The following is a 14,179-nucleotide window of genomic DNA, read 5'->3' as shown; positions in this document are numbered from 1 at the left end:
AGCTGCTGGTGAAATAAATCGACCAGCAGCTTGTTGAAAAACAATTATTTAGATGTACAGGCTTTCAGCAGTGCTTCACTACCTTGCGCAATATATTCATCATTTTCACCGCGCTCTTTGCCTTTTTGTAAATCACGCATCGCATCATAAATACCTTGAGTCATGCTTTGCGAATCCACTTTTTCCCAACAATTTGTACTCAAACGTTTAAGGTTAGCTTGCAATGCTTCCGCATGTAACACACCGCTATAATAAGCATATACATCAGAATCATGGCCGCCTGTATAAAGTTTATCCTGAATTTGTTTAACAGGAACTAAAATACGGCCTAAATACCAGTCATTCGCACCACTTGCAAAATTATCTACAAAGAAATTTTCATTCACGCGACCTTTATATGTCGCCACTGTCGCTTCATAAGCTGCTGCATAGGATTTCTGATCGATTTTATCTTTATCTAAATCAATCACTTTTTTATCGTTCCCCATAAATGGAATATAGTTGGTAACCGATGACCAAGAAGAACAACCTGCCAACATTAACGTAAAAAATAAAACAGAGATTTTTTTAAACATAGTCATACCTGATTAAAGTTAATAAAACGCCGCCATTATACTGGCTGAAGGGCATTAAAGAAAGGGCGGTAATTATTCCGCCTCTTTTACTAAAGACACCAAAATCTGATCGATTTTAAAGTTTTCCGTATCAATCACTTCAAACTTATATTTCCCGTAAACCACAGAATCTGTTTTTTTCGGGATTTTACGTAACATATACATCATAAAGCCACTGATGGTTTCGTAATTTTCTTCATCTGGGAAAGATTCAATATCTAATACTCGTGTCACATCTTCTAATGGCGTTGCGCCATCAATAAGCCACGAATTTTCATCACGACTCACAATATATTCTTCTTCGTTAGAAACCAATTCCCCCATGACAATACTCATCACATCATTTAGCGTAACGATACCCACTACAAGGGCATATTCATTCACAATAATCGCAAAATCTTCACCGGTAGATTTAAACAATTCTAATACTTCATAAAGAGAAAGCGTATCAGGCACAAATAATGCTTTACGGAGTAGTTTAGGATCTGTGAGCACCACATTTTCATTCTGCAAATACATGGTGAGCAACGTATGGGATTCTACATAACCTAAGATTTTGTCTAGGCTATTGTCACAAATCACAATTTTAGAATGAGAATCACGAGAAAGCGTATCCATGACTTCTTGTCGAGAAAAAGTGCGGTCTAAATACACGATATTTTCACGGGTTGTCATGGTGGAAGTCACTGTACGTGCTTGCATATCGAAAATATTTTCGATGAGATAATGCTCTTGAGTTTTTAATACACCAGCTTCAGCCCCCGCTTCTACTACGGCGAAAATATCTTCAGAGGTCATGCCATCTTCACGCACAGTGGAAATACGAAATAAGCGGAAAAATACATTAGCTATCGTATCAAAAAACCATACAAGCGGCTTAAAGACAAACATACTGAAATTCATAATGCCGACAACGCGCAGCGCCACCATTTCAGGATAAGTAATGGCAATACGTTTTGGAATAAGATCAGCAAATAAGATAAAGAAACAAGTAACCAACACAAACGCGATTGTAGAAGCGGTTGGTTCAATCCAATCGCCCACAAAAGAACGACTTAAAATTTCCGCGATATAAGGGCTTAGTGCACTTTCACCAATTCCCCCGCCAAGAATCGCCACCATATTCAAACCGATTTGAACCACGGTAATAAAACGACCAGGGTGCTCTTGCAATTTAAGCACTTGAAGCGCGCGCACATCCCCTTCATTAGCAAGGGTTTGTAATTTCAATTTACGCGAACCCGCCAGTGAAATTTCTGCAGAAGAAACAACCGCACTAATTAGAATTAAGGCAATAATCGCCAAAATAGTATGAAATAATTCCATAATCATTACTCAAAAATATGAAAGAAAACGACCGCACTTTGCGGCCGTTCAGGATATTACTCTTCGCTGTCAAACCAGCCGCGAACAAATTGAATAGACAAGAATAAAGTAGCTAACAGGAATGCATAGAAAATCCAAGAAACGATTGGATGACTTGGCGTGTCATCAGCAGTAATTTCTTTAATTGAGGTTGCATTGCGATATTCATCCATCATCGTAATACGCCAACCATAGTATTTAATTTGCACAAGTTTGTTGTCATTACCCAAAGCCTGCGCTTCAGCCTGTAAATTGGCTGAGCCAAATTTGAAGTAGAACGGGAAACCCCAACGTGTATCTTCATTGCGATACACCATAATTTTACCATCGTCATTTTGCGTATTGATGTAATACACATCACGTGTTGGGCCATCAGCTGGATTCGATTTTGTGATGGGACCATCTTTATCAACACGTTTTACTTCTACGCCAGTAACACGCGTCACATCGTAATGAGGAAATACATAATTCACCACAGAAAACATAAAACCGTGGAATAAAAAAACAACAATAAATAAGAAATATTTAAAAAACTTTCGCATACTTTTCCCTTGTCAGAACTGTGCATTTATTCTACACGAATTTTAAATAAACGCTCGAAATTTTGTGTGGTGATTCTAGCAAATGCCTCAGCAGAAACGCCCTTTAAGGTTGCCACATATTCACATACTTCTCTCGTATAAGCTGGTTGGTTTTCTTTTCCGCGATAAGGCACTGGCGCAAGATAAGGTGAATCCGTTTCAACTAATAAACGATCCATTGGTACATAACGAATAACCTCACGAATCGCTTCAGCATTTTTAAAGGTCACAATGCCAGAACAAGAAATGTAAAAACCTAAATCCAACGCTTTTTTCGCAAATTCCATGGTTTCCGTAAAACAATGAATAACGCCACCGCACTTTTCAGCATGGTGTTGGCGTAACATTGCAATGGTGTCATCGCCCGCAGAACGTGTATGAATTATCACAGGCTTATCTAACTGGTTTGCAATATCGATTTGGCTACCAAATACCGCTTGTTGCGCCGCTTTATTGTCCGCGCTGTAATAATAATCCAATCCAATTTCGCCAATAGCAATCACTTTTGGAGCTTGCGCCAAACGCAATAAGCGTTCTGCGTCATAAGGTTCCTCTTCAAAATCAAGGGGATGAACACCACAAGCAAGTGAGACATTATTAAATTCGCGTAAAGAGTCATAAGCCTGCTCAAAACGGCTTAATGTTACACCAATCGCGAGCAAATGTTTTACATCACGCGCGCGCGCTTTTTCCACCACATCCGCGATATTTTTATGTAAATTTTCATAATCCAAAGCATCTAAATGGCAGTGGGAGTCAACAATGAACATAATTATTTTCCTTATGCCTAAGACTAAAATTCCCTAGGCGATATATCTTTTTAATTTATTGATTTTCAAATACTTCTGTGACTAATCGCGTCAAGCCATCTAATAGCATTAATTCAACATTCACGCCATTAATTGTAAGCAAATCTGACCGCACTTTTTGCATAATTTTGATTGCTTGTAATAAACCAAGAGCTGTTTGCTCATCGCTGAATTGTTCGATGCCACGGCCAAGATCCGCAACTTGTCGATAGCTATCAATTTCAAGTTTATGTTTTAAACAATCGGAAAGAAAAGCCAAAATCCAATCCACTTGCTGAACATAGCGTTCTTTATCAAACAACGGAAGTAATTCCAATGGTGAACGTCGGCGATAGAACACCCAAAATTGACGTAAGAAGTTTTTACGCTGTTCAATAAGCCCTTGTTGTAAAGTCTCTAATGCTAAAAGTGGTCGTCCAAGATTCATCGCAAGTGCGGTCAAAATTTCCTGATTTTCTACCGCACTTTCTGATTTCAACCAATCAAGAGCCATTTGTTCATTAGGCACAGACAGATTCCACACTTGGCATCGACTGTAAATGGTTGCCAACAAACTTGACGAACTATCCGCCTGAAGTAAAAAATAAGTATTTGGACTAGGCTCTTCCAATGTTTTCAATAACGCATTGGCAGCCGCCTCCGTTAAACGTTCTGCGCCTTGCACATACACCACTTTATTGCCGTTTTGTTGTGCATGCTGCGCGACAATGTCATTAATGTCACGTACTTGATCGACGCCAATATCCTTGCCGTCAATAGGGCTTAACTCATGATAATCTGGATGGCTATGGGCCTGCATTAAATGACAAGAATGGCATTGACCACAAGGTTTATCACCTTGAGCCACACACATTATTTTCTGTGCAAGTGTATCAAATAAACGTTCTACACCTAAACCAGAATCAGCTTTAATCAGCACAGCATGATGCCCCAAACCTTCGTCAAAGGTTTGAACAATTTGATGATAAATTGGCACTAGCCAAGGGTAAAGTGCGGTCATTTTTCGTTTGATTTCCACCAATTTTTTACCGCACTTTCAATATCAGCTTGAACAAGTTCAATACTCTGCTCTGCATTAATTACGACTGCTTTTGGATTATCTTTTACTAACGCTAAATAGCGTGCTCGAGTGCGATGGAAAAAATCCAAATCCATTTGCTCAATACGATCTAACTCGCCTCGTCCACGAGCTCGCGCTAAACCGACGCTCGGATCTATATCCAAATAAATCGTGAGATCTGGCTCAAAATCACCTAATAAGGTTTCTTTCAAAGTCAGCATAAAATGCGGGTCTAATTGACGTCCGCCGCCTTGATACGCCTGAGATGACATATCATGGCGATCACCCACCACCCATTTTCCTTGCCTTAAAGCAGGTTTAATCACATTTTCCACCAACTGAATACGTGCTGCATAAAGCATTAATAACTCTGCTTTATCTGTCACGGGTTCTTCGGTTTCATGTTTGATGAGATGACGTAATTTTTCAGCCAGTGGCGTTCCACCAGGTTCGCGTGTAAACACGACATCTTGAATACCAAGTTCATGCAAAATTCGCACAACAGACTGATGAGCGGAGCTTTTCCCCGCGCCTTCCAAACCTTCAATGACAATAAATTTTCCTTTCATATTTTCTTCCGCACTTTTATTTGGCATTTTTTTGGTTGCGATACCAACGTAAATATTCTTGCACCGCTTTATTATGTTCATTCAAATTTCGGGTAAATTTATGTCCACCAGACCCATCTGCCACAAAATAATAAAAATCTGTTTTTTCTGGATGAGCAACAGCCTGTAATGAACTTTCACTTGGCATAGCAATAGGTGTTGGTGGCAATCCATCAATCACATAAGTATTATAAGGCGTTGACATTTCTAAATCTTTTTTACGAATATTACCACTGTAATTCTCACCCATACCATAAATTACCGTTGGATCCGTTTGTAATTTCATTTTTGCTTTTAAGCGGTTGATAAACACAGAGGCTACTTTTGCTCGCTCAGCTGCCACGCCCGTTTCTTTTTCCACGATAGAAGCCAGAATCAACATTTCATAAGGATTCGATAACGGTAAATCCTCATCGCGCTCGTTCCAAGCCTTATTTAACGCCTTTTTCATTCGCTCAGCCGCTCGCTTCAGTAGCTCCAAGTCTGTCGATTTAGGCGTATAATTATAAGTATCAGGATAAAGCCAACCTTCCATATTTTTTAGTTCAAGATTTTGACCGACATCTGGCAAATCAAGTAATGAGAAAATTTCTTCGTTACTCTTATCTTTCAAGGTTTGCACCAAGTGCGGTGCATTTTCAAGATCTTTTCGCCAATCCTTAAAGGTTTTTCCTTCAATCCATTTTACATTGAACTGCACTTCCTTACCTGAATTAAGCAACTCCAGTAAATCTTGCACAGTTTTAACATTCTCAAGAGAATAAGTCCCTGCTTTTATTTTATTTAGCTCAGGTTTCAACTTCAGCAAATAAGGCAATAATTTCCCATCATCAATTAACTTTTCTTGCTCAAAAAGTGCGGCTAATTTTGAACCTGTTGTGCCACGTTCAATCGTTAAAAGTTGATCTGCCTGCACATTTACCGAAGTTTTGACAAATTCAATAATTTTGTAATAACCAAAACTCGCCGCGCCCGCTAAAATCAAAATTAAAAGTAAAATCGCAATTAAAAATTTCTTCATAAGATATAAGAAAGAGAAAATAAAAAACAACAAAAGGGGCAATTAAGCCCCTTTCTTTTAAACATTAAATCATTTATTAAAATATTGAATATCCGCAGTTTTACGTAATGCTTTTACCCAATCTTTATTTGCGTCTTGTAACTGACTATTCACCAAATGTTCATAGGCTTTTTGCGTATAAGCATCCGCCGTGCGGTCACCATCGCGAGTGCCTGTCACTTCCAAAATATGCCAACCGAACTCAGTTTTAAATGGCGCAGAAATTACACCTTGTTTACTTTGTGCAACGGTCTGTGCAAATTGTGGTGCGTAACTTTCGGGGAACGCATAACCTAAACTACCGCCATTCGCCCCAGATAAATAATCTTTAGAATATTTTAAAGCGGCGTCTGCAAAAGTCATTTTGCCCGCAATAATATCAGAGCGAATTCTTGTTAATTTAGCTTTGGCTTGTGCATCATTTAACATCGGGTTAAGTTTTAATAAAATATGGCGTACTTCGTATTCTTTACCCGTTACTTTTTGTGCAGTACCTTGTGATTTTGCCTCATCCAACATTTTTTGACCAAGCGCAACCACTTCTTCACGCGTCACTGCAACACTTTCATTGATCGCCTTATTACGCACCGCACCCATCATCATTTGATTGGCAATTTGTTGACGAAATGTATTTAATGAAATGCCTTGATAATCTAACGCATCCAAAAATTGACCATAAGTTAAACCATTTCTTGCCGCAGTATCTTCCACAACACGATCGATTTCGCGCGGATCAATTTTCACACCAGATTCTTGAATAGCTTTTTGCACCAAAAGATCATCAATAATTTTATCAAGTGCACTTTGGCGATCGCCTTTTTTCCCCATATTTGCACGAACTTGGCTTTCTAAAATAGGAATACCATCTACTGTTGCGACAACACGTTCCCCAGCTTGGACCATAGAAGTAAAAGCAACACAACCTAAAGTAGCCAATAAAAAAGATTTTAGAATAAATTTTTTCATTTTCATCTCATCAAAAAAGAGTCAATAACGTTGGTTAGAGTAACAATTCTATTGAAGGTTCACAATAGATAAGATTTATTTCCCTAGGATAGCAACTTCGTAACATCCATCTTGTTTTTCAGTGCGAACTTGTACAAGTTCATCACGGCTTGTTGGCACATTTTTACCTACGTAATCAGCACGAATTGGTAATTCACGATGGCCACGATCAACAAAAATCACTAATTCAATTTTTGCAGCACGACCAAAATCGGTGAGTGCATCCATTGCCGCTCGAATGGTTCGACCAGTAAACAACACATCATCAACCAAAATGACGGTTTTATCTTGAATATTCAAATATTGTGATGAACCACTATAAACTGGCATTTTATCTTCCTGATCAACCAAAGTTAAATCATCGCGATAAAAGGTGATATCCAGTTCCATTGAAGGTAAATTTATACCACTTAATTCTTCAACTCGACGTTGTAATAATTCCGCAATTTCCGCGCCACGGCGTTTAATCCCAACAATCACAAGATCATCTAACGTTTGATGTTTTTCGATAATTTCGTGAGAAATACGCGAAATCGTGCGAAGAAAACGATCGTGGTCGATAATAATTTTTTCCATTTTTCCCAGCTTTATCAATAGTATTTCAATGCGCAAAGTATAAAGAAAATGCGCCTAAAAAGCGACGGTATTTGCACCATTTTTCTTGTTCGTTATACTATCCAAAACATTCCATCAAAGGAAATAAAATTATGCGCTACTCTATTCAAGATTTTATTCAACTTATTGCCCAACTTCGTAATCCAAATGGCGGATGCCCTTGGGATTTAAAACAAAATTATGAATCCATGATTCCTTGCTTAACGGAAGAAACTTACGAAGTAATCGAAGCGATTGAAAAAAAAGACATACCAAATTTACGCGAAGAATTAGGGGATTTATTGTTGCAAGTCGTTTTCTTCAGCCAGCTTGCAACTGAAGATAAATACTTTACTTTTGACGATGTATTGCAAGATATTGCTGAAAAAATTGTGCGCCGTCATCCTCATGTGTTTGGTGATGCAAAAGCGGGAGACGAAACAGAAGCCCTTTCCCATTGGAACGAAATGAAAGCCAAAGAAAAACAAGGTAAAAGTGCAGAAACCTCTATTTTAGATAATGTACCTCGTGCCTTTCCTTCTCTTATGCGAGCAGCAAAATTACAAAAACGTTGTTCAAAAGTAGGGTTTGATTGGGAAGAAATTTCACCCGTATTTGACAAAGTGCGGGAAGAATTAGAAGAAGTTCAAGCTGAAATTAACTGCACTTCGATTGAACAAAATAAAGTGGAGGAGGAAATCGGCGATTTATTGTTCGCAACCGTCAATCTTGCTCGCCACTTAAAATGTGATCCTGAAGATGCATTGCGAAAAGCGAATTTAAAATTTGAACGTCGTTTTAGAGCAGTAGAACAAGCGGTTCAACAACAAGGTAAGCAAGTTAATGATGTGCCACTTATTGAGTTAGATTTGTTGTGGGATGAAGTGAAAAAACAAGAAAATTAATTAAAAAGTGCGGTAAAATTTCTCTCATTTTTACCGCACTTTCTTCGTTAAAGTTGCTGAATATCCAATGCCATTTGGTCTAACATTTCATAACGTTTACGATACATAGAACGTTTTTTACTTGCGATATCTTCTAATTGTTTGCGTTCAATATCTAAAGGTAATTGCCAATAATTATGGCGATATTCCCCTTGATTCTCTTGCCAGAACTCATCGTAATTAAACAAAATCTTACTGCGCGCAGAAAGACGATATTTTCCTTGCGCTTTGTGCGGAATGCCCACTAACTCACATTGCCATTTTTCAGCAAGTATTTTGAACGCATTAACCAACATAAACATTGGACGCATACCGTGTAATGCTTTCGTAGCCTGTTTCACAAGTTCTTGAGCATTGTCGCTTGAGGGGCCTTGAATCGAGGCGATAAGCAATTTATTCGGGCTCAAAAAAGTGAAAGAAGCATCATATACTCGCTCATTATGTTGATTACGAATATTAATAGAAAAATACCCTTCAAAGGGATCGATATGATTGATACTCAAAGATAAACGCAAATCATCTGTTAATTGTGTTAACACGATATTTTGTTGATCTAATAATTGTTGGCAAAGCGAACGTCCCATTTTTTCTTCTGCCAAACGTAAATTCTCCGTAATCGCCGTTAAACGTTCTGAAGCAGAAAAGCGTTTATCGCAAAAAGTTGTCAACACGGTGTTTACACGATAATAATCTTGTGTAAATAAAGGCTGCCATTGAGTTTCTGTATTAAGAAAATCCACTAATTGGCTACATTGTTTTTGATAGAGCCATTTATAGCCATAATAGCGTAATTTTTCCCGCACTTGTTTGAGAAAAGGGCGATCCTTGGAGTAAGGATACATTTGAACGTAAGTGGGGAAACTAAAATTATTTTTCGTGGACATAACTCAATATTTTGTGAAATTTAATAAAATTGTCAGCCATTTTAGCGATTATCACTTCATTTGCCAAAATTCTTTTTTGTTTAAAACCCACTTTACAACTCAGATTTTGTTATAATCTTTTCCTTGAATTCCTTTTTCCCTACCCCAATATTTACCCAAATTATCGGAAAGAATTAAGAGAGATAAATTATGGCGAAGAATACCCAACGTACGATGCCCGTATTGCCATTACGCGATGTCGTCGTTTTCCCTTATATGGTGATGCCACTTTTTGTAGGGCGTGCAAAATCAATTAATGCCCTTGAAGAAGCGATGAACGATGATAAACAACTTCTTTTGGTATCTCAAAGAGAAGCAGATTTGGAAGAACCGACCCCTGAAGATTTATTTGATGTAGGGACCATTGCTAACATTATTCAGTTACTAAAATTACCTGATGGCACAGTAAAAGTGCTAGTAGAAGGTCAAAATCGCGCGAAAATTAACAGCCTTGAAGATGGCGAAAAGTGCTTTTCCGCCAAAATTACCCCTATCGAAACCACTTATGGTGATGAAAAAGAGTTAGATGTTGCGAAAAAAGCGGTACTTTCTGAATTCGAAAATTATCTCACCTTAAATAAAAAAATCCCTGCGGATGTATTAAATGCACTTCATCGCCTTGGTGATGCAGATCGTTTATCAGACACAATGGCGGCTCATTTACCGGTAAGCGTTCGCCATAAACAAAGTATCTTGGAACTTGCTAACGTACAAGACCGACTAGAATATCTGCTTGGCATGATGGAATCAGAAGCAGACATTCTTCAAGTTGAAAAACGCATTCGCGGCCGCGTAAAAAAACAAATGGAGAAAAGCCAACGTAACTATTATCTAAGCGAACAAATTAAAGCCATTCGCAAAGAAATGGATAGTGGCGAAAATGAAGATACGATTGATGAAGTTGAACAACTTCGTCAAAAAGTAGAAGCTGCAGGCATGCCAGCAGAGGTACGCGACAAAGTTGAAAATGAGTTACAAAAACTCAAAATGATGTCAGCCATGTCTTCTGAAGCGACCGTTGTTCGTAGCTACATTGAATGGATGATCCAAGTGCCTTGGCATCAACGTTCTAAAGTGAAAAAAGACATTTCAAAAGCACAACAAGTATTAGATGCCGATCACTATGGTTTAGAACGAGTGAAAGAACGTATTCTTGAATATCTTGCAGTACAAGCTCGTTTAAACAAAGTGAAAGGACCCATTCTTTGCTTAGTTGGCCCTCCAGGCGTAGGTAAAACCTCTCTTGGTCAATCTATTGCTAATGCCACTGGTCGTAAATATGTGCGTATGGCGTTAGGTGGTGTTCGTGATGAGGCAGAAATTCGTGGTCACCGTAAAACCTATATTGGTGCATTGCCAGGCAAATTGATTCAGAAAATGGCAAAAGTGGGGGTGAAAAATCCATTATTCTTGCTTGATGAAATCGACAAAATGGCATCCGATATGCGAGGCGATCCAGCATCAGCATTGCTTGAAGTATTAGACCCTGAGCAAAACACCACGTTTAACGATCACTATTTAGAAGTGGATTATGATCTTTCTGATGTGATGTTTGTGGCAACATCAAACTCCATGAACATTCCAGGCCCATTATTAGATCGTATGGAAGTTATTCGTCTTTCTGGTTATACAGAAGATGAAAAACTTAATATCGCGATGCGTCATTTGTTAGCGAAACAAATTGAACGTAATGGTTTGAAGAAAGGCGAACTTACCGTCGAAGAAAGTGCAATTTTAGATATTATCCGCTATTACACTCGTGAAGCGGGCGTGCGTGGGTTAGAACGTGAAATTTCAAAAATTTGCCGTAAAGCAGTGAAAAATTTATTGGTAAATCCAAAACTTAAATCTATCACGGTAAGTTCAGATAATCTGCACGATTATCTTGGTGTCAAACGCTTTGAATTTGGCAAAGCCGACACACAAAACCGCATTGGTGAAGTGACAGGCCTTGCTTGGACAGAAGTGGGCGGCGATTTACTCACGATTGAAACCGCCTCTGTTGTCGGTAAAGGAAAACTCACATTCACAGGTTCATTAGGTGATGTGATGAAAGAATCCATCCAAGCAGCCATGACTGTTGTGCGCGCTCGTGCGGATAAACTTGGTATTAATTCTGAGTTCCATGAAAAACGCGACATTCACATTCACGTGCCAGATGGTGCAACACCAAAAGATGGCCCGAGTGCAGGTATTGCAATGTGTACTGCATTAGTTTCTTGTTTAACCGGTAATCCTGTACGTGCGGATGTAGCCATGACAGGTGAAATCAGTTTACGCGGTAAAGTATTACCAATTGGCGGATTAAAAGAAAAACTTCTTGCGGCACATCGTGGTGGAATTAAAACCGTATTAATTCCAAAAGAGAACGTTAAAGATCTCGAAGAAATTCCAGAAAACGTAAAACAAAATCTTGCGATTCATGCGGTAGAAACCATTGATGAAGTACTTGGTCTTGCGTTAGAAAATCCGCCTGAAGGCATTGAGTTTGTCAAAGTTGAAGCTAAAGCGACAAAATCACCCCGCCGTAAAGCGACCAGTAAAACAACAAGAGCGGTCAATTAATTGAATGTTTTAGGGCTTGTGAAAACAGGCCCTTTTTATCAATATTCACAGCATCAGCTAAGATTTCATATTTACACAACGTGAATTTGTACTTTTTCTAACTGTTCTCACATTTAAAAATCGTTAATAACAGCATGCTCAAACTTCCTCCACTTTCCCTTTATGTACACATTCCATGGTGCGTTCAAAAATGCCCTTATTGTGATTTTAATTCGCACGCACAAAAAGGCGATATACCAGAACAAGACTATATTCATCACCTTCTGAAAGATCTACAAACTGATTTACAGCGCTTTAAAGATTCTATTCAACAACGAAAACTCCATTCAATTTTTATTGGTGGCGGTACGCCAAGTTTGTTCTCGGCAGAAAGCATTGCGTATCTCTTAAAAAAAATAAAAAAACAGATTGATTTTGAAGATAATATTGAAATCACATTAGAAGCGAATCCTGGCACGGTAGAAGCTGAACGTTTTAAAGGTTATGTATCCGCAGGCATTACGCGAATTTCTATGGGAATTCAAAGTTTCAATGATGAAAAATTACAGCGTCTTGGGCGAATTCATAATACAGCAGAGGCAAAAAGTGCGGTCAATTTAGCGAAAGTTTCTGGACTAAAAAGTTTCAATTTAGATTTAATGCACGGTTTGCCAAACCAAACATTAGAAGAAGCCTTAGATGATCTTCGTCAAGCTATTGAGCTATCTCCTCCTCACCTTTCTTGGTATCAGCTCACTATTGAGCCAAATACAATGTTTGCTTACCGCCCACCTAAATTACCAGATGATGATGAACTTTGGGATATTTTTGAGCAAGGCCACCAACTTTTAACCGCAGCAGGATATCAGCAATATGAAACGTCAGCCTATGCAAAAGCAGGTTTTCAATGTAAACATAATTTGAATTATTGGCGGTTTGGGGATTATTTAGCCATTGGCTGTGGCGCACATGGAAAACTGACCTTCCCAAATGGTGAAATTACCCGCTTTTCTAAAACCAAACACCCGAAAGGTTATTTGCGTGGAGAATATCTTTACGAAGAAAAAAACGTGCCAGAAATTGACCGCTCTTTTGAGTTTTTTATGAATCGCTTTCGTTTGTTAGAAGCGGTACCCAAACAAGAATTTGAAGATTACACAGGTTTATCCCAAAGTGCGGTGAAAAATCAAATTGATTTTGCCATTCAACAAAACTATATTGTGGAAAACGCTGATTCTTGGCAAATCACTGAGCATGGCAAGTTATTTCTCAATGAACTATTGGAATTATTTTTAACGGAATCGTAGCTCATCCGTTAAACCTCTCATTGCTGAAAAATTACACTTGTTTATTCAATACTCTCGTAATAAAGTAACGCAATCGTTTACTTATTAAAATAAGGAAAAGAAATGAATCAATTAGAAATGAAAAAACTCGCCGCACAAGCTGCATTACAATATGTAAAAGTTGACACAATTGTTGGCGTGGGAAGCGGCTCCACGGTGAACTGCTTTATTGAGGCTTTAGGTACAATCAAAGATAAAATTCAAGGCGCAGTTGCGGCTTCAAAAGCATCAGAAGAATTATTACGTAAACAAGGTATCGAAGTATTTAATGCAAATGATGTCTCTAGCTTAGATATTTATGTGGATGGTGCAGATGAAATCAATCCACAAAAAATGATGATTAAAGGCGGCGGCGCAGCGCTCACTCGTGAAAAAATCGTTGCTGCATTAGCGAAAAAATTTATTTGTATTGTGGATTCTAGTAAACAAGTGAATGTGTTAGGTTCGACCTTCCCATTACCAGTTGAAGTTATTCCAATGGCTCGTTCACAAGTAGGCAGAAAATTAGCCGCACTTGGTGGTGCGCCTGAATATCGTGAAGGAGTGGTGACTGACAACGGCAATGTGATTTTAGATGTGCACAACTTCACTATTTTAAATCCAGTTGAAATGGAAAAAGAATTAAACAACGTTGCGGGTGTCGTCACTAACGGGATATTCGCGTTACGTGGCGCAGACGTTGTGATCGTCGGTACGCCTGAAGGCGCCAAAATTATTGACTAATTC

General features: G+C 38.6%; 14 protein-coding genes. 4 read left to right on the top strand and 10 right to left on the bottom strand.

Annotation, left to right across the window (positions count from 1 at the left end):
* Window positions 1-44: 44 nt before the first annotated feature.
* The 9 genes from A8M50_RS05965 to pyrR all read right to left on the bottom strand — a co-directional run bounded on the left by A8M50_RS05965 (window position 45) and on the right by pyrR (window position 7,678).
* Window positions 45-575: an HI_0449 family lipoprotein gene (locus tag A8M50_RS05965; RefSeq protein WP_005644359.1), complete on the bottom strand. Its 531-nt coding sequence runs from the start codon at window positions 573-575 to the stop codon at window positions 45-47.
* 72 nt (window positions 576-647) lie between these two features.
* On the bottom strand, window positions 648-1,946 hold the full coding sequence (gene paeA / locus A8M50_RS05960; RefSeq protein ID WP_005635716.1) for a polyamine export protein PaeA: 1,299 nt from the start codon (window positions 1,944-1,946) through the stop codon (window positions 648-650).
* A 50-nt stretch (window positions 1,947-1,996) separates the two neighbouring features.
* The gene (locus A8M50_RS05955; protein WP_005626131.1) at window positions 1,997-2,521 is read right to left on the bottom strand and encodes a DUF1523 family protein; all 525 of its coding nucleotides are present in this window, start codon (window positions 2,519-2,521) and stop codon (window positions 1,997-1,999) included.
* Between the two features lie 26 nt (window positions 2,522-2,547).
* The gene (locus tag A8M50_RS05950; RefSeq protein WP_005644445.1) at window positions 2,548-3,330 is read right to left on the bottom strand and encodes a YchF/TatD family DNA exonuclease; all 783 of its coding nucleotides are present in this window, start codon (window positions 3,328-3,330) and stop codon (window positions 2,548-2,550) included.
* Between the two features lie 55 nt (window positions 3,331-3,385).
* Complete coding sequence (locus A8M50_RS05945; protein ID WP_005644325.1) at window positions 3,386-4,369, bottom strand: DNA polymerase III subunit delta'; 984 nt, start codon at window positions 4,367-4,369, stop codon at window positions 3,386-3,388.
* Entirely contained in the window at window positions 4,366-4,998 is a 633-nt protein-coding gene (gene tmk, locus A8M50_RS05940; RefSeq protein WP_032826487.1) for a dTMP kinase, read from the bottom strand. The genes A8M50_RS05945 and tmk overlap by 4 nt, the downstream gene beginning before the upstream one ends.
* Before the next feature lie 16 nt (window positions 4,999-5,014).
* Window positions 5,015-6,058 (bottom strand): endolytic transglycosylase MltG, encoded by a 1,044-nt coding sequence (gene mltG, locus A8M50_RS05935; RefSeq protein WP_005644491.1) that lies wholly within the window; start codon window positions 6,056-6,058, stop codon window positions 5,015-5,017.
* A gap of 69 nt (window positions 6,059-6,127) precedes the next feature.
* On the bottom strand, window positions 6,128-7,063 hold the full coding sequence (locus A8M50_RS05930; protein WP_032826477.1) for a peptidylprolyl isomerase: 936 nt from the start codon (window positions 7,061-7,063) through the stop codon (window positions 6,128-6,130).
* A gap of 75 nt (window positions 7,064-7,138) precedes the next feature.
* The gene (pyrR, locus tag A8M50_RS05925) at window positions 7,139-7,678 is read right to left on the bottom strand and encodes a bifunctional pyr operon transcriptional regulator/uracil phosphoribosyltransferase PyrR (RefSeq protein ID WP_005626142.1); all 540 of its coding nucleotides are present in this window, start codon (window positions 7,676-7,678) and stop codon (window positions 7,139-7,141) included.
* 131 nt (window positions 7,679-7,809) lie between these two features.
* On the opposite strand from pyrR, the gene mazG reads away from it, so the two are divergent.
* On the top strand, window positions 7,810-8,601 hold the full coding sequence (gene mazG, locus A8M50_RS05920) for a nucleoside triphosphate pyrophosphohydrolase (protein WP_005644471.1): 792 nt from the start codon (window positions 7,810-7,812) through the stop codon (window positions 8,599-8,601).
* A gap of 47 nt (window positions 8,602-8,648) precedes the next feature.
* Here mazG and A8M50_RS05915 read toward each other — a convergent pair whose 3' ends face one another.
* Window positions 8,649-9,524, bottom strand: a complete 876-nt coding sequence (locus tag A8M50_RS05915; RefSeq protein WP_032826480.1) for a VirK/YbjX family protein — start codon at window positions 9,522-9,524, stop codon at window positions 8,649-8,651.
* A 189-nt stretch (window positions 9,525-9,713) separates the two neighbouring features.
* Here A8M50_RS05915 and lon point away from each other — a divergent pair, with 189 nt between their 5' ends.
* The 3 genes from lon to rpiA all read left to right on the top strand — a co-directional run bounded on the left by lon (window position 9,714) and on the right by rpiA (window position 14,176).
* Window positions 9,714-12,128: an endopeptidase La gene (gene lon, locus A8M50_RS05910; protein WP_005644378.1), complete on the top strand. Its 2,415-nt coding sequence runs from the start codon at window positions 9,714-9,716 to the stop codon at window positions 12,126-12,128.
* A 134-nt stretch (window positions 12,129-12,262) separates the two neighbouring features.
* Window positions 12,263-13,414, top strand: coding sequence for a radical SAM family heme chaperone HemW (gene hemW, locus A8M50_RS05905; RefSeq protein ID WP_005644559.1), 1,152 nt, complete (start codon window positions 12,263-12,265; stop codon window positions 13,412-13,414).
* Between the two features lie 102 nt (window positions 13,415-13,516).
* Window positions 13,517-14,176, top strand: coding sequence for a ribose-5-phosphate isomerase RpiA (gene rpiA, locus A8M50_RS05900; protein ID WP_005644382.1), 660 nt, complete (start codon window positions 13,517-13,519; stop codon window positions 14,174-14,176).
* Window positions 14,177-14,179: the final 3 nt, after the last annotated feature.

The organism is Haemophilus haemolyticus (genome assembly GCF_001679045.1).
In the GTDB taxonomy this organism is placed as follows: Bacteria; Pseudomonadota; Gammaproteobacteria; order Enterobacterales; family Pasteurellaceae; genus Haemophilus; species Haemophilus haemolyticus.
Note: the sequence above shows the minus strand (reverse complement) of the source record. Positions and strands in the feature narration are given on the sequence as shown.

Coding starts and splice junctions, on each gene's coding strand:
- hemW (WP_005644559.1), top strand. CDS start 12,263: ATGCTCAAACTTCCTCCACTTTCCCTTTATGTACACATTCCATGGTGC.
- lon (WP_005644378.1), top strand. CDS start 9,714: ATGGCGAAGAATACCCAACGTACGATGCCCGTATTGCCATTACGCGAT.
- A8M50_RS05930 (WP_032826477.1), bottom strand. CDS start 7,063: ATGAAAAAATTTATTCTAAAATCTTTTTTATTGGCTACTTTAGGTTGT.
- paeA (WP_005635716.1), bottom strand. CDS start 1,946: ATGATTATGGAATTATTTCATACTATTTTGGCGATTATTGCCTTAATT.
- A8M50_RS05965 (WP_005644359.1), bottom strand. CDS start 575: ATGTTTAAAAAAATCTCTGTTTTATTTTTTACGTTAATGTTGGCAGGT.
- mltG (WP_005644491.1), bottom strand. CDS start 6,058: ATGAAGAAATTTTTAATTGCGATTTTACTTTTAATTTTGATTTTAGCG.
- mazG (WP_005644471.1), top strand. CDS start 7,810: ATGCGCTACTCTATTCAAGATTTTATTCAACTTATTGCCCAACTTCGT.
- A8M50_RS05915 (WP_032826480.1), bottom strand. CDS start 9,524: ATGTCCACGAAAAATAATTTTAGTTTCCCCACTTACGTTCAAATGTAT.
- rpiA (WP_005644382.1), top strand. CDS start 13,517: ATGAATCAATTAGAAATGAAAAAACTCGCCGCACAAGCTGCATTACAA.
- pyrR (WP_005626142.1), bottom strand. CDS start 7,678: ATGGAAAAAATTATTATCGACCACGATCGTTTTCTTCGCACGATTTCG.
- A8M50_RS05955 (WP_005626131.1), bottom strand. CDS start 2,521: ATGCGAAAGTTTTTTAAATATTTCTTATTTATTGTTGTTTTTTTATTC.
- tmk (WP_032826487.1), bottom strand. CDS start 4,998: ATGAAAGGAAAATTTATTGTCATTGAAGGTTTGGAAGGCGCGGGGAAA.
- A8M50_RS05945 (WP_005644325.1), bottom strand. CDS start 4,369: ATGACCGCACTTTACCCTTGGCTAGTGCCAATTTATCATCAAATTGTT.
- A8M50_RS05950 (WP_005644445.1), bottom strand. CDS start 3,330: ATGTTCATTGTTGACTCCCACTGCCATTTAGATGCTTTGGATTATGAA.